Below are 21720 nucleotides of genomic sequence, written 5' to 3' on the forward strand. Positions count from 1 at the left end.
CGGTCAGGAAGGGTTTCCATGTCACCACGTCCTCGAATATGGGCGCAGGCGGCGGGGCCGCTCAACGCGGTCCTGCCAGAAAGCGGACGACGCCCGAGACGTCGAACCGCAACCACGATGGCCTTAGCCCTCGTCGCCCCTTTCCTCACGCTCCTCGCGGCGCCGGTGAGCGCCGAGGCCGCCACGTCCGCGGAGCCCGCTTTCAAAGTGCTCGTCTTCTCCAAGACGACCGGCTTCCGGCACGACTCGATCCCCGAGGGCATCGCGGCCGTGCAGAAGCTCGGCCAGGAGAACAACTTCGCGGTCGACACGACCGAGGACAGCGCCCTGTTCACGGACCAGAACCTGGCGCGGTACCAGGCCGTGGTCTTCATGTCCACGACCGGTGACCCGCTGGGCACGCAGGAGCAGAAGGACTCCTTCCAGCGCTACATCCAGGGCGGCGGTGGTTTCGTGGGCGTCCACGCCGCCGCCGACAGCGGGTACAACTGGGCCTGGTACGGCAAGCTGGTCGGGGCGTACTTCAAGCAGCACCCAGCGATCCAGCAGGCCACGGTCAAGGTCGAGGACCCGGCGCACCCGGCGACCAAGGACCTGCCGACGACCTGGACCCGTACCGACGAATGGTACGACTACCAGGCGAACCCGCGGAGCACGGTCCACGTGCTGACGTCGATGGACGAGAAGTCCTACACCGGCGCCACGATGGGCGCCGACCACCCGAACACGTGGTGTCAGGACTTCGACGGCGGCCGTTCGTGGTACACCGGGCTCGGCCACCTCAAGGAGAACTACAGCGAGCCCAACTTCCTGAAGCTGCTCCTCGGCGGCATCCAGACCGCCGCCGGCACCGTCAAGGCCGACTGCTCGGCCTCGCAGAGCAGCAGCTTCGAGAAGGTCACGCTCGACGAAAACACGTCGAACCCGATGATGGTGGACGTCGCCAAGGACGGCCGGGTCTTCTACATCGACCGGCTCGGCGAAATCAAGATCATCAAACCGACCGGCGGCACGGTGACGGCGGCGAAGCTGAACGTCTTCACCGCCAACGAGAGCGGCCTGCTCGGGCTGGCGCTCGACCCCGGCTTCGACTCCAACCACTGGGTGTATCTCTACTACTCCCCCGCCGGTACGAACGTCGACCGGCTGAGCAGGTTCATCGTCACCGGTGACACCGTGGACCTGACGAGCGAGAAGAGGATCCTCGACGTCCCGGTGCAGCGAGCCGAATGCTGCCACCACGGCGGCGGCATGGTGATCGACCCCAAGACCGGCAATCTGTGGCTGGGCACGGGCGACAACACCAACCCGTTCGCCTCCGACGGCTACACGCCGATCGACGAGCAGTCGGGCCGCTCCAGCTGGGACGCCCAGCGCACCGCGGGCAACACCAACAGCCTCAGCGGCAAGCTGCTGCGGATCCACCCCGAGGCCGACGGCACCTACACCATCCCGTCCGGCAACCTGTTCGCGCCGGGCACGGCGAAGACCAAGCCGGAGATCTACGGCATGGGCCTGCGCAACCCGTTCCGCATGGGTCTCGACCCGAAGACGGGCAACATCATGCTCGGCGAGTACGGTCCCGACGCCAACGCGGCGAGCTCCACCCGGGGTCCGCAGAACACGGTCGAGTGGAACCTCATCACGAAGCCGGGCAATTTCGGCTGGCCGTACTGCATCGGCAACAACACCCCGTACGTCGACTACAACTTCGCCACCAAGCAGTCGGGGTCGCCGTTCAACTGTGCCGCGCCGGTCAACGACTCGCCGAACAACGACGGCCTGACCAGCCTGCCGCCGGTGATCCCGGCGACGGTCTGGTACCACTACGCGGCCGACCCGCAGAACTTCCCGGAGCTGAGCGGTGGCGCGCCGATGGGCGGTCCGGTCTACCGCTCCGACCCGAACCTGCAGTCGGACGTGAAGTGGCCGGCGTACTGGGACGGCAAGGCCGTCTTCGCTGAGTGGAACAACGACAAGGTGTGGTCGTTCCAGCTCGACGAGAACGGCAGCAAGGTCGTCGAGATGAACCCGATCCTCGGCTCCCTGTCGTTCAAGAAGCCGATGGACATGAAGTTCGGCCCCGACGGCGCGCTGTACATGATCGAGTGGGGTTCCGGCTTCGGCGGCGACAACGCCGACTCCGGCATCTACCGCATCGAGTACACCAAGGGCACCCGCCCGCCGATCGCCCGTGCCACGGCGGACAAGACCGACGGGCCCCTGCCGCTGACGGTCAAGTTCTCCAGCGAGGGCAGCCGGGACCCGGAGGACAAGACGCTCACCTACGCCTGGGACCTCGACGGTGACGGTGACACCGACTCCACCGACCCCAACCCCACCTTCACCTACGAGAAGGGGGGCGATTACAGCGTGGTCCTGACCGTCAAGACCCCCGACGGCAAGACCGCCACCGCCAGCGTGTCGATCAGCGCGGGCAACATCCGTCCCACCGTCAAGGTGGACGTTCCGCCGAACGGCGCCTTCTTCGAGTTCGGCGACCAGGTGAAGTTCAAGGTCACCGTCACCGACGCCGAGGACGGCACGATCGACTGCGAGAAGGTCAAGATCCAGGCGATCCTCGGCCACGACAGCCACGGCCACCCACTCGACCAGCTCAAGGGCTGTGAGGGCACCCTGCAGACCCAGCAGGCGGGCCACGGCGAGTACGACAACCTCTTCTACGCCATCGAGGCCAGCTACACCGACGGGGGCGCCAACGGCGCCGGACCGCTGACCGGGCGGGGCCAGATCATCCTGGAGCCCAAGCGCAAGCAGGCCGAGCACTTCGCGCGGACCGGCCGGGTGGCCGACGGCAAGGGCACCGACGCCGCCGGCGTCCAGGCGGAGACCACCACGGACCCCCAGGGCGGCAACCAGCACATCGCGTTCGTCCAGGACGGCGACTGGTGGTCGTTCGACCCGGTGAACCTGACGAACGTCACCGCGATCCGGCTCCGGGCCTCCTCGGGCGGAGCCGGCGGAACCGTGCAGGTCCGGGCGGGCGACCCGGAGACCGGCGCTCTGGTCGGCTCGGTCGACGTGACGCCCACCGGCGGCTGGCAGACGTTCACTGACGTCACGCTCGACCTGACCAGCCCACCGACCGAGAGCGGACCGCTGTACTTCGTCGTGCGCAAGCCGGCGAGCGCGGCCGACAACGCCTACCTGGCCAACTTCAACTGGGTCGACTTCGTCGGCAAGGGCGCCACGGACAACCAGCATCCGGCCGTGACCGCGACGGCGACCCCGGCGACGGGCGTAGCACCGCTGAAGGTCGGCTTCAAGGCGACGGCCACCGACCCCGAAGGGGACCCGATCACCTACAAGTGGAACTTCGGGGTGACCGGCGCGCCGGAGCCCACCACGGCCGAGGCGAGCTACACCTACACCGCGCCGGGCAGCTACACGGCCGTGGTGACCGCGACCGACGCCAAGGGCGCGTCGGCCACCGCACAGGTCCCGGTCAAGGTGGACGCGGCGGCCACGGTGTGCTTCACCGGCCGTTCCGACGACTTCCTGGGCAGCCAGCTTGACCGTGACCGCTGGTCGGTCATCCGGGAGAACCAGGACCTCAAGGTCGCGGACGGCAAGCTCGTGATCCCGACCTCGACCACCGACATCTACAGCACGGGCGGCAACACGCCGAACATCGTCCTGCAGCCGGCGCCGTCGGGTGCCTGGACCGCCACCGCCAAGCTCACGCTGGACGCGCGTGACGCGTACCAGCAGGCGGGCCTGGTCATCTACGGCGACGACGACAACTACGCCAAGATGGTGCTCCAGGCGCGGTCGACGTCGGGTCCCAACCACGCCAGCCGCATCTTCCAGTTCATCAGGGAGGAGAACGGCAGCCCGAACGAGGTGTCGCAGAGCAACACGGCCGACCTCGGGGACTCCTACCCCGACACGGTGTACGTGCGGTTCGTCAGCGACGGCACCAACATCACCGCCCACTACTCCTCGGACGGCACCACGTTCACCGCGATGCCGCAGACCAAGCCGCTCGCCGGGATCACCAACCCCAAGATCGGCTTGATCTCGCTGGCCGGGGCCAACCACCCGGTGGTGAATGCGTCCTTCGACTGGTTCCACATCACGCCGGACGACAAGGCGACGGCGCCGGACCCGGACGACGAGTTCGACGGCACCGCGCTCGACTCCTGCCGCTGGAACGCGGTTGTGCGCCCCGACGCCACGGCGGCGCGCGTCGGCAACGGCAAGCTGGAGCTGGACACCACGACCGGTGACATCTACGGGACCGGCAACAGCGGCCCGAAGAACTTCATCCTCCAGACGGCGCCAAGCGGCGACTGGAGGCTGGAGACCAAGGTGGACGCCTCGGCGCTCAACGAGCAGTACCAGCAGGGCGGCCTGATGGTGTACACCGGCGACGACGACTACGTGAAGCTCGACTTCCTCACCACCAACCCGGCAGGCTCGACGGTGGCGCGGGGCATCGAACTGCGCAGCGAGGTCGGCGGCACCGTGCAGAACCCGCAGCCGCAGGTGAACAACCTCACCAGCGGCGTGTGGTGGCTTCGGCTGAGTAAGGCGGGCACCACCTACACCGGCTCCTACTCCTCCGACGGCCAGACCTGGACGGATCTCTCCTCGACGGTGGCGAACACCGCGGTGGCCACCGGCGCGAAGGTCGGCGTGTACGCCATCGGCACCAACCAGTCGGCGTCGAAGACGGTCATGTTCGACTACTTCCACCTGACCAAGGCAGGCTCGGACGAGGACAGGACCGCGCCTGTGACGACGGCGACGACCGATCCGGAGCAGCCGGCGGGCGGCACGTTCACCGGCCCGGTGTCGGTCGCGCTGAAGGCCACCGACGAGGACGGCGGCAGCGGGGTCGGCAAGACCGAGTACCAGCTCGACGGCGGCGACTGGACCGCCTACACCGGACCGGTCACCGTGACCGGCGACGGGCAGCACGCGCTGAAGTACCGCTCGGCCGACAAGGCGGGCAACCTCGAAGCGGCCAAGACGCTGACGCTGACGATCTCGGCGCCCGCGCCGCAGGTCAAGCTGACGGTCTCCGCCTCGTCCCGCTGCATCGGCACCTCGGCGTACGTGGCGGTCACGGCCGTCAACGGCTCGGACGTGCCGGCGACGGTGATGCTGACCACCCCGTTCGGTTCGAAGACCGTGGCTGACGTGGCCCCGGGCAAGCAGGCGTACCAGTCCTTCAACAGCCGGGCCGGGCAGATCGACGCGGGCACGGTGACCGTGAAGGGGACCGCGACGATCGGCGGCGAGCAGGTCACCTCGTCCTACGACGCCGCCTACCCGGCAATCAGCTGCCGCTGACCGCCGACAGCAGAACCGGGACCGGCCGGCCGAGCAGCCGGCCGGCCCCGCCCCCTCAATGGAGCGAACACATGAAAATGAACAGGACTACGCAGATACTCGCCGCGGCGATGCTCGGTGTCGCGCTCGCCGCCGGCGTCGGCGGGGCCGGTCCCGCGGCGGCGGACGACGACCCCGACAACGGCATCGACGTGTCGGTGACAATCGAACCCAACACCACTCCCGGCCAGGTGTCCATGACCGTCGCCGACAACGGCGGAGTGGCCCTGCAGGAGAACGGCTCCAACGCCGCCGCCCGCCAGTTCGTCGGCACCCTGCCGACGGTCACGGTGACCGACACCCGCCGTCCCGAAGACATCCCCGCCGGTGACTTCTGGGCGGTCGTCGGCCAGGCCGGCGAGTTCACCGCGACGAGCGGTTCGGCGCCGCCCATCGGCCCGCAGTACCTGGGCTGGCGGCCGCGCCTGCTGAGCGACTCCTCCTCCGGGGCGGTGGAGGCCGGTGAGCCCGTCTCCAGCGTCATCTCAGACGGCTCAGGAGCACCCACCGTCGGCCTGCAGGGGCAGGAGCTGCTGGTGTCGACGGCGAACTCCGCCGACGAGATCGGCACCTGGCAGGTCAACGCCGACCTCGCGCTGCGCACTGCCGCCGACGTCGCCGCCGGCGAGTACCACTCAACTCTGACGCTTTCCCTCTTCAACCAGTCCTGAACCGGAGGCAGGACGCCATCGCCCGCTATGGGCATCCGGGACCTGTGCCGGCCAGGCACAGGCACAGGTCCCGGACGACCACGATGAGACTGGAGACACCTCTGTTGACCACAAGCCGTTCGCGAGGCGCCCTCGCCCACCTCGCCGTCCTACCCGCTGTCGGCGTTGCCCTGCTGGTCGCCGTCCTGGTCACCACGGTCGCGTTCGCGGCCCCGTCAGACGCCGACACCACCTGGTCGGTCGTTCCGGCCAACGCCGACGGTCCTGACGGCCGCAGCGCCATCGACCTCGAACTCGCCGGCGGACAGCAGGTGGTCGAGCATGTGGCGGTCATCAACCGCTCCACTCAGCCGGTCGACTTCGCCATCGACGCCAACGACGGCTACCTGACCGCCAAGGGCTACTTCGACATGCGGCCCTCGGACGCGAAACCGACCGACGGCGGCTCCTGGATAGCGGTTCCCGAGAAGGTGACCATCGCCGCCGGCGCCACCTCCGTCGTGCCGGTGACGGTGTCGATCCCCCAGAACGCGACGCCTGGCGATCACCCCGCAGGTGTGACCGCGTCCCTGGAGACCGTCTCCGGCCAGGTACGGGTCCAGAACCGGGTGGGCGTCCGCCTGAACATCCGCGTCACCGGCGACTATGTGGCCAAGGTGGCAGTAACCGACGTGCGAGCCGAGTACACGGGATCATGGAATCCCTTCGCCGCCGGATCCGTCGAGGTGACCTACACCGTGACCAACGTCGGCAACGTCCGGCTGGTCACGGACAACCGGGTCCTGACGTCCACGTTCGTGGGCGAGAACACCTGGAGTGACCCGTCCGCGGCCAAGGCCAGGGAGCTCATGCCGGGCGGCAGCCGCACGTTCGTCGCACGGGTGCCCGGCGCCTGGCCGCTGGGTCCCATCGGCACGACGGTCACGGCGATCCCCTCCCCCGCGGGCAAGCCGATCCCAGGCGTCACCGCCCAGCGGACGGCCATCGACACCACGGTCTGGGCCCTGCCGTGGCCGCAGCTCGCCCTCCTCGTCCTCCTCGTCCTCGCCCCCCTCGCCATCCGGCTGGTCGCCGCCTGGCGCCGCAGGCGCATCGAGGAGCTGATCATGCTCCACGGCAAAGGCACGCCTCAGGAGGCGTGAGCGCCATCGACATCCGCCCTCAGGAGGTGGGACCATCAACCGACCCAGGCAACCGGCCCCCGCACAGGGTGCGACGTGGGCCCGCGTGCTCGCCCTCGCGGTCGCGTTCGTGCTCGGCGCGATCGTCGCCGGCGGTGTGGTGTTCGCGCTGACCCGGCCGGACTCGACCGAGCAGACGGCCGACCGTCTCCGTGCCGAGTCCGCCCTCCGCGACAGAACGCAGATCAAGACCCTGACGGAGCTGGCCCGCAGCACGCGGGCCCGGCTCCTCCCCGTGCTCGACGGGCTGAGCCGGGCCATGCCGGCCGACGCCACCGCGGGGCCGGCCGCGGTGACCGCCGCCGACGTCGAGACCTGGCAGCAGGCGGCCGCCGCGGCCGTCCAAGGCTTCGCCGACCCGCCGTCCGGTGAGACCGCCACCAACGTGGCGCGGTCGAGTCTCGCCTCCGCCGTACGGCAACTCGCCACGACTGTCGACACCTACGCGGCCGCGCGGGGTCTGCCAGGACCGGCCCGCGCCGCCGCCATGGACCTGGCCGTACGGCAACGCGCCGACGCGCTCTTCACCTGGTCGATCGGAGCCACCGCTCTCGACGCTGTGAACATCGACGCGGGCTACGGCCACCAGCATGTGTTCCTACCGACATCACCCGGCGAAGGGGCGCTCACCCCCGACACCGAACCCGAGGGGAGTCACGACTCGTGAACAAGGCACCGGCATACGTTCTCACCGTCCTGCTGGCCGGGCTCACGCTGGTGCTCGGCGCACCGGCGGCCTCCGCCCACGGCGGGCCGATCAAGCTGGAGGTGACGGGAGACGGCGCCGACAACGTCAACGTGCTGGTCACGTACAAAAAGGACGGCCATCCCGTAACGGAGATCGTCGAGGCCACGCTGACGGCGACCTCGGCAGACGGCCGTTCCTTGGGGCCGGTGCCGCTGAGGTCGGCACCCGAGGGCCAGAACCTCTACCACTCCGCCGAGCCGCTGCCGAGCGGCGAGTGGCGGGTCACCGTGACCGCGACCGAGCCCTCCAAGGCGAAAGCGACGGTGAAGGTGAAGGCGGGCGTTATCGCCGCCTCACCCGTGGCGGCGACCGCCCCCGCAACGGGCCGGGCGACGGCGCCCGCGCGGAACAAGGCCGCCGCGCCGGCGACCGTGATGGACGACCAAGGTGCGATGGGGACTCCCCTCAAGATGGGCATCATCGTCATGGTGGCGCTCGTCGCCCTCGCGGCCTGGATCGCCCTTGCCTGGCGGCACCGCATGGGCATCCGGCGCTGAATTCGGCCGGCCGGGGATTGGCGAATACAGCAGAAGGGCGCAACCGACCAGTACCTCGCCGGGGCTGGAGAGGTGGGCTGAGCAACCTCGTTCCGGCCCCCTGGCGCGGCCAGGATCTCGACGTAGGGCCGGGCTCGAGCGCCGAGCGCACCGCAGCGTGCGCGTAGTCCGGGGGGTGCTCGGCGTACACAGCGGTCCGCGGGTGAGGCTTCCGGTGGGGTCTGCCATTTCTGCCCCATGCGGATTAAGATCCACCGTGGGAGAACAGGAGTGAGTCATGGCCCGAGTGGGACGCCTACACCGAGAGGCCTGGCCATCAGCTGCCGGTGGATCTCGCATTCGCCGACGTGCGCCCTGAGGACTATCAGGCGCTGGTGATCCCGGGCGGCCGCGCGCCGGAGTACATCCGCACCGATCCCGACGTGGTGGACGGCGCGATGGTCTCCTGCCGTGGCTGGCCAGACCTGCCTGAATGGTCGCGTGCCTTCATGCGCGTGCTGGAAGGCGCGAACGTGTCGTTGTAGGTGGTTCGGTCGTGCCGACACTGCGCCTGCGATCATTACACCCGTCCAGGCCATGGCCATGTGGGGGCTTGGCGTAGCGTTGCCACGTGAAGCGGTTGGAGGTATCCGACAGCCACGGCCCAAGCCACCACACCGGCCGGGCCACATGGGGTCGTACATATGCTGCCCTTACGATCGCCTGCTGTTGGCCGGCCGACGAAGGTGGCTGGGGGCGATCGACGGTCCAGGACTTCGTTCCTCAGCCCTGGACCACTGGGCACCGTGGCGGACGTGCTCACAGCGTGCGGCCAGGGTTGCAGTTTGAGTTGCAACACGAGGCCGTTCACAGCCGTTCAGGATGGACCACCCACACCTCCTGACCTGCATTGAACGATCCGGAACGGACGGAACTGGATCTTTTAATCCGAAGGTTCCGGGTTCGGCCCCGGGCGGCCTACCAGCCAAAGACCTCCTCAACAGACAACGCGTCGGCCATTGAGGGACCGCCGCGTGACTGTGCTCGGGTGCCTGGCATGCTCTGTGGCGTGATACTTCGTACTGCGACGCGCCGGGACCTGCCGGCGATCATCGCGCTCCTGGCTGATGAAGACACTGTGGTTGATCCCCGGACCGTCGAAGTCGACGAGGCATATGAGCAAGCCTTCAAGGCCGTTGATACGGATGAGCGAAACGAGATGATCGTTCTAGACGAGGGAGACGGTACGGTCCTTGGCTGTCTCCAACTGACGTACATTCCTGGCCTGGGACGACACGGGCAAGAGCGGGCGTTGATCGAGGCAGTGCGAGTGCGTGCCGATCGACGTGGGGCAGGACTTGGGCGCGAACTGCTCACCTGGGCAATCGAGCGTGCACGCGCCCGCGGATGCACCCTGGTGCAGCTCACCAGCAACAAGCGGCGCACCGAGGCCCATCGCTTCTACGGCTCCCTCGGCTTCGTTCGCAGTCACGACGGGTTCAAGCTGTCGTTCTAAAGCGGTGGAAGGCCATCTCCCCGCCAGAACGGTCACGAGCTGTAAAACCGTCGCCAGTGGGCGTGCGTGCCCGTTGCGTGCCCGATGGGGCGGTGATCAAGGGGGAATCGCGGGACTCGCGGGCAGGGCCGCACTGCCTCTGACCAGGGTTGGAGCAGGTCAGGGGATCATGAGCCGAAATCTTCCAAACTAGCTATGAGGTGGGCGCCAGGTGGTTGGCCAATGACCGTTCTGCTTCAAGAGCCGTTTCGCGGCGTGCTGTGTGGCTTGGGAACGGGACCGGCCAACAGCGATCTCCCTGAGCAGCCCGGCAAAGAGCCCGACTTCATCATTGATCACCCATGCCAGCGCTCGTGAGATCCAATACTCGGACGGTCCCGAAAGCCCGCACTGGATGGCCGCTTGCAGGGCCTCAGCGATGTCTGGGCCATCAGGACCAAGCGCCTGCTCGGCAAGCCTCTCCACCTCGTCCCGAGGCCTCTCCAACAGCGGTAAGAGCGCCAGCCTCGACACGGCGAAGCTGGTATCCACCCCAGCATTTCGCGACTCGACATTCCAGGTGGTCCCGTTGATGAGCACCAGCCACGGACCATCCGGCTTCACGGCCAGAACCCTGCGCACGGACCTAGTCTCCATGTCCACCAGCTTGGCACGCGAGGCGCACGACGAGAGCTCAAGAGAGCGCATCACCTCCATGACCTGCGCGTATGAATATTCGGCACCCGCAACGTCGGGGATGGGCGGGCGATCACGCTCGACCGGCCGGCGAAGGAGTTTCACGAGACGTTCCTGCTCGGGAACGGGTCGCTGGGAGCGACGGTCTACGGGGGCGCCGGGTTCGAGGAGTTCGATCTGAACCTCGATACGGTGTGGTCCGGTGGGCCGCGATCGGCGCCGGAAGTGGATCGCAAGCCAGGTGTTCTCATTGCCGAGCTACGCGGGGCGTCGGTGAGACCGCTGTCACCCGGTACACGCGATTGCGTTAGTACAGGTCAGAACCGCGGCCAGAGGGACGCACCGACAATCGGAATGTGGCACTCGGACGTGTGTCCAGTGATCGGCCTGCAGGGCGAATTGCGGGGCGCGACCGTCGCGGACCTCTTCGACCATATGGGGCGCATCCTGGCCGACCGGCCCGACGTGGTCATGGTGGACCTGTCGCGGCGCCCTTGACACGGTCTGGCGAGAGGCCCCGGCGAGGGCGGCCACATCATGGATCGTCATCCGCTCGGCCAAAGCTGCCCCCGATTTCCCCTCGTTCGGCGTCGCCAGCCACCTCTCGGCCGAGACATTCACCCCCCACACATCACGGCGGCGCCTTGACCAGAGCGGCGAATCCCGTGGCGATGATCGCTTTGCGGCGCTGCAAAGGCTTAGACCTTCCTGGCGTACTCGGCGCGGTCGACGGCGCTCCCCGGCGGTGACCACCGGGGAGTACGAATCCGTCCTGTGACGGCGAAAAAGCCCGGGCGGGACACGGGACTCACAGCGAGGGGAGCTCACGAGACTGTCAGTTTTTCACCATAGTGCGTCGTCTGTGTATCCGAGAGGGCCCGCATTCTGACCATAGCTTTGAGCGTGTCAGCCCGACCGAGGCAGGGAGCCGGGTGACGGAATCCGGAAAGGACGATAAGCGATGAGCTCCGTGGAACGCATTCGACTGACCTACGCCTTCGACGCCTACTGCGGCTGGTGCTACGGCTTCGGCCCGGCCCTGCACGAGTTCGCCGCCGCCAACGCGAACCGGATCGAGCTGCGGGTGCTGTCCGGCGGCCTGTTCACCGGCTCGCGCGCGTTGCCGACGTCGGCCTACCCGCACATCCCGGGCGCCAACGAGCGCATCGCCCAGTTGACCGGCGTCACTTTCGGCGACGACTACCGTGCCGCGCTGGCCGACGGCACGGTCGTGATGGACTCCGCCGATGCTGCCACGGGCCTGGTCGCGCTGCGCAGCCAGCCGGGCGCGAACGCCCTGGATGTGGCGGCCGCGATGCAGCGTGCCTGGTACGTCGACGGCCGCAGTCTCTCCGACGCCGCGGTCTACCGGGACCTCGCCGCCGAGCTGGGCCTGGACGCCGACGCGGTAGCAGCCGCGTACGCCTCGCCCGCCATCTCCGCCGAGGCGGAGGCCGACTTCCTCGAGGTGCGCCGTCTGGGCGTCGACGGCTACCCGACGCTGCTGCTGCATACGGCACAGGGCACCGACCGCCTGGGCGGCCCGGTCTCCTCGGCCGACGCGCTCACCCGCGCCCTTGACCAGCACCTGGCCGCCTCCACGGCCGCCTGAACCTACCCCTCACAGCACTCTGAAAGGCAGTATCGTCATGTCGTCCACCCTGACGTACACCGTCCACACCGCCGGCGACACCGGCCTGCACAAGTCGTCCGTCCTGATCACCGGCGAGCGCGAAGCGCTCCTGGTCGACGGCCAGTTCACGCTGGCTGAGCAGCACCGGGTCCTGGCGGACATCATCGACAGCGGCAAGGAGCTGACCACCGTCGTGGTCACCACCTCCGACCCCGACTACTACTTCGGCCTGGAAGTGATCCGCCAGGCGTTCCCCGACGTGCGGATCGTTGCCACCGCCACCACCGTGGAGCGGATCAAGGCCAGCTGGGAGGGCAAGCTCAAGACCTGGGCGCACCTGGGCAAGAACCTGCCCACCGAGGTGATCATCCCCGGCGTGCTGGACGGGGACCGCGTCAGCATCGAGGGCCACGACTTCGAGCTCCGCGGCGGGCACCCGGACCTGGTCTGGCGCACCGAGTACCTGTGGCAGCCCGAGAGCCGCGCGGTCGTGGGCGGGGTTCTGCTCTTCGCCGGCCTGCACGTGTGGACCGCCGACACCCCTACGCCGCGCGAGCGGACCGCCTGGGCCGAGACGCTTGCCGAGATGGAGCGGCTCGCCCCGCGCTTCGTGGTGGCCGGCCACCGCTCCGCCGACTCCGCCACCGACGCCTCCGTGATCGCCTACACCCGCACCTACCTGGCCGAGTTCGAGGAGGAGCTGGCCAACAGCGGCAACGACTCCGAGTCGCTCAAGGCCGCGATCCTCGAGCGCTACCCGGACCTGGGTCTGCTGGTGGCCCTGGACCTGGGCACCAAGGTCGCCACCGGCGAGATGACCTGGGGCTGACCGATGCCCATCTCCGCCCGTGTGCCTACACGGCGGGCCACCGGCACGGCGTCCGGCGGCGGCGCCGCCGGACGGTCCGCGACCCCGGGCGGCACGACCGCGCGGGCCACAGCCGCCATGGAGTTCGCCCTTACCGGCGGTGTGCTGTTCGTCCTGGTCACCGCCGTCCGCTGGGTGATGGCCTCCCCGCTCAGCCAGGCCCTGCCGCAACCGCACCTGCAGCTCGCGGCTGTGGCCGTGATCGTCGGGGCGGCGCTCGCGTGGGCGCTGTCCTCCCCGTGGGGCCGCTACTCCGGCGGCCACCTCAACCCGGCCGTCACCGTCGCCCTGTGGGTGACTGGCGTCTTCCCCGGCCGCCGTGTGCTGCCGTACGTCGCCGCCCAGCTCACCGGTTCCGTGGTCGGCACCGGCCTGGCCCGCCGCGATCCTCGCCGTCGCCCTGCTGCTGATGTCCCGCCCTGCGTGGACGCGCTGGATCCCGATCGCCCTGCCCGCCGTCACCGCCGTAGTCATCGTCACCCTCGGCACACTTACCGGCGGGTCCGCCAATCCCGCCCGCCAGTTCGGCCCCGCGCTGTGGGCCGACCAGCCCGTCTATCGGTCACATCTGTGGCTCTATCTGGTGGCACCGCTCACAGGGGCGGCCATCACCGCCCTGGTCGCCCGGTACCGGGCACATCGTCCCGGCCACTCTCCGAGGAGCGGCCTCGCACGGTCGCACGGAAGGCGATGGGAGACTGACCGGTGCGCTGATGGAAGTACTTGCTGAAATTCGTAGCGCTGGTGAAGCCGAGCTGCGCCGCGATACGGGAGGCTGGCTGGTCGCCGTGCGCCAGTAGTCGTTTGGCTTCCAGGATCACCCGCCGGTCGATGAATTCCTTCGCTCCCACTCCTGCGCCTGCCATTGTGGCCCGGGAGAGGGTGCGGGGCGAGTAGCCCAGAGCCCGGGCATAGTCCTCCAGGCGGCGCGTGCGAGTGAAGTCGCGTTCGACCGCGTCACGGAAGTGGACGAAGGTCTCCCCAGGGTCCGGGGCTGGGCTGCCGACCGGCGCGGTGCGCTGCGAAAGGCGCAGGACCAGGACCGCCAGCAGGTGGCGCAGCACCGCCACGTGGGCTTCCAGCGAAATGCCGCGCAGCGCCTGGAGCTCCAGCGCCAAATGGTTCACGGCCATCTCCAACGCGTGGCGGTCCTCGGTGTCGGGAACCTGGAGTACGGGGGTGTGCGGATCGTCCACGCGCGCTGCGGCCACGGTGCCCGGATCCAGGAAGTCGCGCTGGAAGAGGATCAGTGTGCCCTCGGCCTCGTGCGTATCACCCCACTGCTGCACCTGGCCGGGCCGGATCCACAGCCAGTCGCCGGGCTTGAGGGCGTAGCCGGTGAAATCCACCTTGTGCCACAAGGAGCCGCTGGAGAGGGTGATCAGGTGGTGGAACGTCGGACGCTGCGGTGCCCGCAGCCCGGTCTTGCCCATGCGGACGGCAGCCCGCTCCCGCAATTCCGCCAGAGACATGATCTCAACCCCTGTCAGTGTGCCGACCGCGGGAGCAAAGCCGATGTCCGCGATCTCGCGCGGGCCGTCGTGTCGTTTTCTCACCGTCACCAGTTGCCACCATGTCCAGAATGAAGCCTGTTCACCTCTCAGTTTGAGGGGTGTCCGGCCCGTACGGTCTGCGGCCGGTGCCACTGACCGAAGAATGAGAAAAAGGGGCCGCGCGCGGCGGCCCCGGTCCCCGTCAGCAGGGAATGGCCCCACTCGGGCAGATGAGCCGCCCAGATCGCCGTCATCGCCGCGTCGAGCGAGGTAGCCGCGATGGCAGGAGGCGTGAACAAGGCGGGTCTGGCCATCGCCGGTTGGGCCGGGTCGTCCGTGGTGCGTGAGGTAGTCGGCTGCTATCGCGCGCCGGACGACGTGTAGCCACCATCGCGCCCATTGTTCGGGCGACCAGGCGTGGCCTTAGACGACTGGACCGTCGCAGCGGGGAACAGGCGCTGCACAGCTGTGACGATGGCTGCCCGGCGCGCGGCCAGGAAGGACGCACGATCCTTCTCATCGGCGGGCATGAGGTCGGTCTGGCTGGCCCAGGACAGGGCGAGTTGGCTGACGAACGTCAGGATGTCGGCGGGATCCCATGCCGGGTCCAGGTGGCCCGCCTTCTGTGCGTCGCGCAGTTGTTCGGTCTTGCGACGCACGCTTGCGTGCAGGGGGTCGTCCAGGTTGGAAGTGGGCCCGTCGACCAGTTCGAGCCGGCCCCAGTTCATGAGGCGGAGGCGTTCGGGGTAGGCGATGAAATAGTCGTGCACGCGTCCGGCGTAAGCGGGGAGGTCGGTGGGGTCCAGGCGGGTGGCCTCGGCGATCGCCGTCAATTCCTGGACAGTGACGGCCTCGTACAAGTCCTCCTTGCTGCGGAAGTAAGCGTAGAGGCGTTCTTTGCTGGTCCGCGCGGCCTTGGCGATGCGCTCGATTCGTGCTCCTGCGATCCCGTGCCGGGAGAATTCGGCCGTGGCCGCGGTGACGATGCGGTCGCGGGTGGAGTCTGCTCCGGTCGAGGCGCTCATAAGTCCCAATTTACCTGACCGAACCGTTTGGTTTGCCTCAGTCGACTCCCGCCGGTACGCTAATACCGAACAGTTTGGTTTGGTAAGGGAGTACCTCATGCAGACAAGGTCACTGGGCACCCAGGGCCTGACCGTGTCGGCGATCGGCTACGGCGCGATGGGCACCGTGATCGCCTTCGGCCCTTCGGACGACACCGAGTCGATCGCCGCGATCCGCCGCGCCCACGAACTCGGCGTCACCCACTTCGACACCGCTGAGCTGTACGGGTGGGGCGAAGGCGAGAAGCTACTGGGCCATGCACTGGCACCGATCCGCGACGAGGTGACGATCGCGACGAAGTTCGGTTTCACGGAGACCTTCGGTGCGGACTCGCGGCCGGAGCACATCCGCGAAGTGGTCGACAACAGCTTGCGCCACCTGAACACCGACACGATCGACCTGCTCTACCAGCACCAGCCCGACCCGAACGTCCCCATCGAAGACGTGGTCGGCGCGATGAAGGAGTTCGTCGACGCCGGCAAGGTCAAGTACCTCGGCCTCTCCAACGCCGACGAGGACACCATCCGCAGGGCCCACGCGGTGCACCCGATCTCGGCACTGCAGAACGAGTACTCGATCTTCGACCTTGGCGCCGAGCCGTTGTTCCCCGTTCTGGAGGAGCTCGGCATCGGGTTCGTCGCCTACTCGCCGATCGCACGCGGCTTCCTCACCGGCGCTGCCGAGCCCCGGGACCAGTACACCCCGGACGACTTCCGCCAGCGGGTGGGCTGGTGGAAGCCGGAGAACTTCGACAAGAACGTCGCCATCGTCGACGAGCTGACCAAGTTCGCCGAGAGCAAGGGCGCCACGGTGTCGCAGCTGGCGCTGGCCTGGCTGCTCGCGAAGAAGGACTACATCGTCCCCATCCCGGGCTCGCGCAAGCCCAACCGCGTCGCAGAGAACGTCGCCGCGGCAGACCTCACGCTGACCGCCGAGGACCTCGCCCGCATCGCCGAGATCGCCCCCATGGGCGGCGTCGGCGGACGCTGGGAGTGACGCCCGCATCAGCGAGCGCCACGCCACTTCGGGATCCGCTGCGGCCCGCGCACTGCTCAGACAACAGAGGAAAGCGCTGATGCATCGCGCAGCGGGTGTTCCACAAGACGACGACCAGGCCGAGGGCGGCGAGCTGGTCTTCCTGGCCCTCGCGGTACGCCTGGCGGATCTGGCCCCGGCCGCCATGGCAGATCGCGCGGGCTGGACGGTGGCGGGACTCCTGCACGGTCAGCTGCCGGTTCATCAGCCGCCGGTAGGTGTCGTCGACCGGGTCGACCAGCGCAAGCAGGTGCATGGTTCGACGTCGTGGTCTACGCCTCCCCCGGCCCCGGCCGCGGGCAGACCATTTGCGAACTGCGTGGCCAGCACCTCGGCTACCCTGACCAGTGCTCGCCCTCTGACATCCCCGCGCCCCGGACCAGCAGGGCAGGAAAGGAACCATCTTGCCCTCCCTCTCCCCGCGCGACGAACGACTCCTCAGAGCCGCCATCGACCTGGCCCAGCAGTCCCGGGACCACGGCAACCACCCCTTCGGCGCCCTGCTGGCCGGCCCATCCGGCGAGGTGCTGTGCGAGGCGGAAAACACGGTGGTCACACAGAACGACATCACCAACCACGCGGAACTGAACCTGGTCAGCAAGGCGTGTCGCACCCTGACCGTCGACGAACTCGCCACGGCCACCCTGTACACCAGTACCGAGCCCTGCGCCATGTGCTCCGGAGCCATCTACTGGAGCCGGATCCCCCGCGTCGTCTACGCCCTGGGCGAAGACGAACTGGCCGTCCTGGCCGGAGGCAGCAGCGAGCTCATCCTCCAACTCCCCAGCCGCCAGGTGTTCGCAGCCGGATCACCCAAGGTCGAAGTCTCCGGCCCTCACCTGCACGACGTGGCCGCCGCAGTCCACAAGGATTTCTGGACGTAGATCACGGGCGGAACGCTCCGCACCCCGCCCGGGCGCCACGGAACTCCAGCCATCTAGGAGCGGAAGTTGATTTAGACGGGGCGGAGACAGAATGAGTCCAAGGTGGGCTCCAATGCCGTGTGGCCGACGACGATGTCAGAGCCGACGACGGAGACGCAGTGAAGCCTTTGCGGAACAAGGGTCCGCGCGCTGCATCGCTGAGAGGCCCGGCGTAGATTGCCAGCGATGGGTGCTCTGTCAGTGGTTCAGGGGCGCGGCTGCCGAAGACGGCCGCGCCCCTGAACCACCAAGGCGTCAGCCTCACTTCGAGTACATCAAGGTGCCGAAGCCGAGCTGGTCGAAGCCGCCGCTGGTGGAGCCGTAGTCACCGCCGCCGCCCTCCGGGTAGACCGCCTGCGCCATGCGCTGGATGTACGGGACGGACAGGTTGCGGCGCCGCCGGTAGTGGCCGTCGATCATGGCCCACACCGGCCGGAGTTGCCCACGCGAGTGGGAGGAGATGGTGGTGTGCTCGTTGTAGGCGCAGTTCGTACCACTACCCCAGGTGTACTTCGTGAACGGCACATTCTCGCCGAGGTTGTACTTGGCGACGTACTGCGCCGCCTTCATGAACCGGTTGCTCTCGGCGCCGTAGAGGTCGACACCCTGGTTCCAGGCCATCTCGCAGATCGCGCCCATCTGGCCCATGCCCATGACGGTGTGGCCCTGGTCGCGACCGGACTCCTGCCATTGGGCGAGCCCCTGGGAGTCGTAGACGAAGGGAACCGCCTTACGGATGGACCCGTTGCCGGGTCCGTTGTAGAAGTAGTTCACGGCCCGGTCGAATATGGGGCCGTCGTCGCACAGGATCCCGATGGCCATGACGGACGCCATGTTGCACAGGTCCCAGTTCGCCCAGTAGTTGGTGATGCAAGCCCCGTTGTGGCTGACACCGTCGTCGCCGCCATACAGGAAGTCGTCGTTCATCGGGTAGAAGACGTTCACCATCATGTCCTGGAAGCGGCCCAGCTGGAAGCCCGGGTAGCCGCGCATCAGCTCACCGACGTTGGCGAACTGCCAGCCGTAGATGCCGGCGGCCAGGAACCGGTCGGCGTTTCCCTTGATACTGGTAAGCGTGGCCGACCAGGCGTTGAGGATGTCGCGGGCGCAGTCGCCGTGCGCGCTGACGCCCTGGATGTGCCAGCGCAGCGCATTCTGGTACGCCGCGGCGATGTCGTTGTAGAGGATGGTGTAGTTTTGCGGGTCGCTGCCGCCGCGGTAGACCGTCTCCTGCGGCCTGGGCGTCCACGTGGGATGCGAGTGCGAGTTGGCGATGAGCCGGTTCCAGCCAGACAGCCACGGATCCTCGCCCGCGGCTACCTTGACCTTCGCCCGGTTGATGTCACCGGCGCTGTGCAGGCCGCCGGGGTGGGTGAACGTGGCCGGTGCGGCGCTCGCGCGTCCGGTGATCGAGGTGAGCCCGAGCGCGCCCGCTGCGCCGGCGGCAGCGAGTCCACCTGCTGTCTTCAGGAAGCCGCGACGGTTCGTCCTTTCTAAATTCATGGACATGCAGAATTACTCCCTCGGTGCTTCAGGGGTTCTGGGAACCAGTGAGATACGAAACGATGGTGGGGGTGGTCAGCGACCGTGGACTCGCACCTCCTTGATCTCGGCCGGAGCCTCCGGGAACACGAGTTTCACCGCGTGTACGGCGCGGCCTCGCAGGTCGAAGGACATTCGCCGCTCGGTGGTGCCGGTGGCCACCTCCTCGATGGCCTGGCCGTCGGAGACCTCCAGCCGGTACGGCACGGCGTCCGGTTCGCCGAGGAGCACTGTGACGGTGTCGACTCGCCACAGGCCTTCGAGGTCGACGCGGATCCAGGCACCCGGCTGGTTCGTGGCGCTGACCCAGCCCTCGCCGGTGGAGTAGTCGGTGATCAGGTGCGCCGGACGGTCGGCGGTCGAGCCGCTGCTGAAGACGGGCCGCTTGGCCGACAGCAGGCGTGGGGCGTCGGAGGAGGGCACGGATGAGAGCGAGGGCGGGCCGGGGGGCAGGCGGCGGGGCTGGCCACGCCACCGTTGCCCGCCGACGGCCTCGATGGTCAGCTCCGCCGGCGTCAGTTCGTCCGCGCTGGCCCGCAGCGTGTTCGGGCCGGCGAAGTAGGAGCGGAACTCGATCGCGCCGACCCCGTCGAGCAGGCCGCGGTTCCCGGGGGTCAGCGTGATCGAGGTTCCGGTGGGGAAGATGCCGCCGCCCTCGACGACCTCGATGCGCACCGGGCGCTCGTCGGCGACGACGTGGCCCGACGCGTCGAGGAGTTCCACCATGATCTGAGCGTCGTCGGTGCCGTCGGTGGCGATCGTCATGCGGTCGGCGCTCAGCCGCAGGGCGGTCGCGGTGCCGGGGAGCGGCCACGGGGGCGGTTCGATGCCCCGGAGCTGGCTGCGGTACCAGTACCAGGACCGCAGTGGGAGGCGGTGGTAGTCGATGAAGCCCATGCGGCTCATGTCGGGCACGATGCTGCCGTGGTGGATGCCGCACCAGAGCACGATGCCGGACCGCCAGGCGTGCGGGGTTTCGACGCCGTGGGCGTAGCGCGGGCCGTAGGTGCCGGGGCGGTCCTCGATGATGCTGCCGTACTCGGAGACCAGGTTGGGCCACGGCGGTTTGTGGTAGAGGGACGCCCCGTCGCCGTTGTAGCCGGCCACGTCGCCGAGTTCGTCGAAGCCGCGGCGCTGCGCGCCGCCCACCGCGGCCGGCCGGGTGGGGTCGAGGTCGTGCACGAGCTCGACCAGGCGCCGGGTCAGGTCCTTGGCCTGCGGGATCACCTCGTCGTCGCTGAAGAACACCTCGTTGCCGGTGCTCCACGCGATGATGCTGGGGTGATTGCGGTTGACGCGGATCATCTCCGTCATCGCGCGAAGGCAGCTGTCCTCGAACTCCGCGCGGTCGGCCTCGTGCGGTGGGTAGGCGCTGGCGGTCCAGAACCCTTCGACGTTGTCGCCGCCGATGCCCCAGAAGCACAGCTCTGACCAGAACAGCACGCCTTGGCGGTCGCACTCGGCGGCGAACTGCTCGTGGTGGGGGTAGTGCGAGCCGCGGATGAAGTTCATGCCGCACTCGCGGATCAGCGCCACATCGCGGCGGATGCCGCTGTGGGTCGCCGCGTCGCACCATCCGGCGCGGTCCTGGTGCACGTTGGCGCCGTGGATCGGCAGGTATTCACCGTTCAGGAAGAAGCCCTTGTCGGCGGTGAACTCGACGGTGCGTACCCCGAAGGTGGTGACGGCTTCGTCCAGGCAGCGCTCGTCCTGGATCAGGCGCTGCTCCAGCGTGTAGAGGTGCGGCGTGTCGGGATGCCACAGTCGCGCCTGAGGCAGGGTGAACTCCTGGCGGCACGTGCTCGTGGTTCCGGCGGGCACCGACGCGCTCTGGTTCAACCGCAGGACCGGCTCCCCGGCCAGGCGGATCTCGGCGGTCAGGTCGCCCTCGAAGTCCACGCCGCCGTCGTTGACCAGCTCGGTGGCCACCTCGATGACGGCGTCTCCGTCCCGCAGCCGCCGGGTGGTGACGAACGTGCCGTACCAGGCGATGCGCGTGCGCTCGGCCACGATCAGTGCGACGTCGCGGTAGATGCCGCCGTTGAAGGTGTGCTCTCCGGCGCGGGGCGCCAGCCGTGGATTCCATTCGTTGCTGACCCGTACGGCGAGCTGGTTGGCCCCGGCGCGTACGGCTGTGGAGATGTCGATCACGAAGGCCGTGTAGCCGCCGAGGTGCCGGCCCACCTGCCTGCCGTTGACGTACACCTCGGCGTCCTGAAAGACACCCTGGAACTCCAGCGCGAGATACTTGCCGAGATCCTCGGGACGTACGTCGAGGACCCGCCGGTAGACGCCGCGTCCGACGTAGAAGCCGGTCTCCATGAAATACGGGATGCCGAAGGAGTGCGGCAGGCCGACGTCGTAGCAGTCTCCTTCGTCGAAGTCCTCGGCGACCGCGCCGGCGGGGTCGCCATAGGCGAACTTCCACGCCCTGTTGATGAGCTCCCTTCGACGGATCATGACGCGTCTGTCCCGGCCTTGATGGCGGTCAGGCGCACCTGTGGGCGAACCCGATGCGGGTGACGAGGTGTGGCGG

At 68.4% G+C, this 21720-nt stretch carries 16 protein-coding genes and 4 pseudogenes; 14 read left to right on the forward strand and 6 right to left on the reverse strand.

The annotated features are described in order from the left end of the window. The first annotated feature begins 117 nt into the window (after positions 1–117). The 7 genes and pseudogenes from ABN273_RS35765 (at position 118) to ABN273_RS35795 (ending at position 9950) form a co-directional block, all read left to right on the forward strand. Complete coding sequence (locus tag ABN273_RS35765) at positions 118–5319, forward strand: ThuA domain-containing protein (RefSeq protein WP_349453525.1); 5202 nt, start codon at positions 118–120, stop codon at positions 5317–5319. Between the two features lie 71 nt (positions 5320–5390). Then, on the forward strand, positions 5391–6029 hold the full coding sequence (locus tag ABN273_RS35770; RefSeq protein WP_349453526.1) for a hypothetical protein: 639 nt from the start codon (positions 5391–5393) through the stop codon (positions 6027–6029). A gap of 104 nt (positions 6030–6133) precedes the next feature. Next, a complete protein-coding gene (locus ABN273_RS35775; protein WP_349453527.1) occupies positions 6134–7171 on the forward strand; it encodes a COG1470 family protein in 1038 nt (345 codons plus the stop codon). Between the two features lie 85 nt (positions 7172–7256). After that, on the forward strand, positions 7257–7877 hold the full coding sequence (locus ABN273_RS35780) for a hypothetical protein (RefSeq protein ID WP_349453528.1): 621 nt from the start codon (positions 7257–7259) through the stop codon (positions 7875–7877). Continuing rightward, the gene (locus ABN273_RS35785) at positions 7874–8455 is read left to right on the forward strand and encodes a hypothetical protein (protein ID WP_349453529.1); all 582 of its coding nucleotides are present in this window, start codon (positions 7874–7876) and stop codon (positions 8453–8455) included. The genes ABN273_RS35780 and ABN273_RS35785 overlap by 4 nt, the downstream gene beginning before the upstream one ends. A gap of 305 nt (positions 8456–8760) precedes the next feature. Continuing rightward, positions 8761–8979: pseudogene (locus ABN273_RS35790) on the forward strand (DJ-1/PfpI family protein); the annotation flags it as partial. Positions 8980–9503: 524 nt separating this feature from the next. After that, positions 9504–9950 carry a GNAT family N-acetyltransferase gene (locus ABN273_RS35795; RefSeq protein WP_349453530.1) on the forward strand — a complete coding sequence of 149 codons (447 nt, stop codon included), beginning with the start codon at positions 9504–9506 and terminating at the stop codon, positions 9948–9950. A 189-nt stretch (positions 9951–10139) separates the two neighbouring features. Here ABN273_RS35795 and ABN273_RS35800 read toward each other — a convergent pair whose 3' ends face one another. After that, positions 10140–10730, reverse strand: coding sequence for a hypothetical protein (locus ABN273_RS35800; RefSeq protein ID WP_349453531.1), 591 nt, complete (start codon positions 10728–10730; stop codon positions 10140–10142). A gap of 27 nt (positions 10731–10757) precedes the next feature. Between ABN273_RS35800 and ABN273_RS59750 the strand changes: the two genes are divergently transcribed. From ABN273_RS59750 to ABN273_RS59760, 5 genes and pseudogenes are all read left to right on the forward strand, one after another. Continuing rightward, positions 10758–11123, forward strand: coding sequence for a glycoside hydrolase N-terminal domain-containing protein (locus tag ABN273_RS59750; RefSeq protein WP_502911180.1), 366 nt, complete (start codon positions 10758–10760; stop codon positions 11121–11123). 463 nt (positions 11124–11586) lie between these two features. Then, positions 11587–12237 carry a DsbA family protein gene (locus ABN273_RS35805; protein ID WP_349453532.1) on the forward strand — a complete coding sequence of 217 codons (651 nt, stop codon included), beginning with the start codon at positions 11587–11589 and terminating at the stop codon, positions 12235–12237. Between the two features lie 37 nt (positions 12238–12274). Next, on the forward strand, positions 12275–13087 hold the full coding sequence (locus ABN273_RS35810) for an MBL fold metallo-hydrolase (protein ID WP_349453533.1): 813 nt from the start codon (positions 12275–12277) through the stop codon (positions 13085–13087). Between the two features lie 117 nt (positions 13088–13204). After that, a pseudogene (locus ABN273_RS59755) lies at positions 13205–13489 on the forward strand (aquaporin); the annotation flags it as partial. A 46-nt stretch (positions 13490–13535) separates the two neighbouring features. Then, positions 13536–13688: pseudogene (locus ABN273_RS59760) on the forward strand (hypothetical protein); the annotation flags it as partial. 46 nt (positions 13689–13734) lie between these two features. Here the strand turns inward: ABN273_RS59760 and ABN273_RS35820 are convergent. After that, positions 13735–14688 carry a helix-turn-helix domain-containing protein gene (locus ABN273_RS35820; RefSeq protein ID WP_349453534.1) on the reverse strand — a complete coding sequence of 318 codons (954 nt, stop codon included), beginning with the start codon at positions 14686–14688 and terminating at the stop codon, positions 13735–13737. 290 nt (positions 14689–14978) lie between these two features. Further along, positions 14979–15644 (reverse strand): TetR/AcrR family transcriptional regulator, encoded by a 666-nt coding sequence (locus ABN273_RS35825; protein ID WP_349453535.1) that lies wholly within the window; start codon positions 15642–15644, stop codon positions 14979–14981. Positions 15645–15741: 97 nt separating this feature from the next. Here ABN273_RS35825 and ABN273_RS35830 point away from each other — a divergent pair, with 97 nt between their 5' ends. Continuing rightward, the gene (locus tag ABN273_RS35830; protein ID WP_349453536.1) at positions 15742–16680 is read left to right on the forward strand and encodes an aldo/keto reductase; all 939 of its coding nucleotides are present in this window, start codon (positions 15742–15744) and stop codon (positions 16678–16680) included. Between the two features lie 91 nt (positions 16681–16771). Here the strand turns inward: ABN273_RS35830 and ABN273_RS35835 are convergent. Beyond that, positions 16772–16981: pseudogene (locus tag ABN273_RS35835) on the reverse strand (Tn3 family transposase); the annotation flags it as partial. A 142-nt stretch (positions 16982–17123) separates the two neighbouring features. On the opposite strand from ABN273_RS35835, the gene ABN273_RS35840 reads away from it, so the two are divergent. Continuing rightward, positions 17124–17603 (forward strand): nucleoside deaminase, encoded by a 480-nt coding sequence (locus tag ABN273_RS35840; RefSeq protein WP_349453537.1) that lies wholly within the window; start codon positions 17124–17126, stop codon positions 17601–17603. Between the two features lie 300 nt (positions 17604–17903). Here ABN273_RS35840 and ABN273_RS35845 read toward each other — a convergent pair whose 3' ends face one another. Beyond that, positions 17904–19151 (reverse strand): alginate lyase family protein, encoded by a 1248-nt coding sequence (locus ABN273_RS35845; RefSeq protein WP_349453538.1) that lies wholly within the window; start codon positions 19149–19151, stop codon positions 17904–17906. Between the two features lie 69 nt (positions 19152–19220). After that, complete coding sequence (locus ABN273_RS35850; protein ID WP_349453539.1) at positions 19221–21644, reverse strand: glycoside hydrolase family 2 protein; 2424 nt, start codon at positions 21642–21644, stop codon at positions 19221–19223. Between the last annotated feature and the right edge of the window lie 76 nt (positions 21645–21720).

It is taken from the genome of Nonomuraea sp. B19D2, assembly GCF_040137845.1.
Taxonomy (GTDB): Bacteria; Actinomycetota; Actinomycetes; order Streptosporangiales; family Streptosporangiaceae; genus Nonomuraea.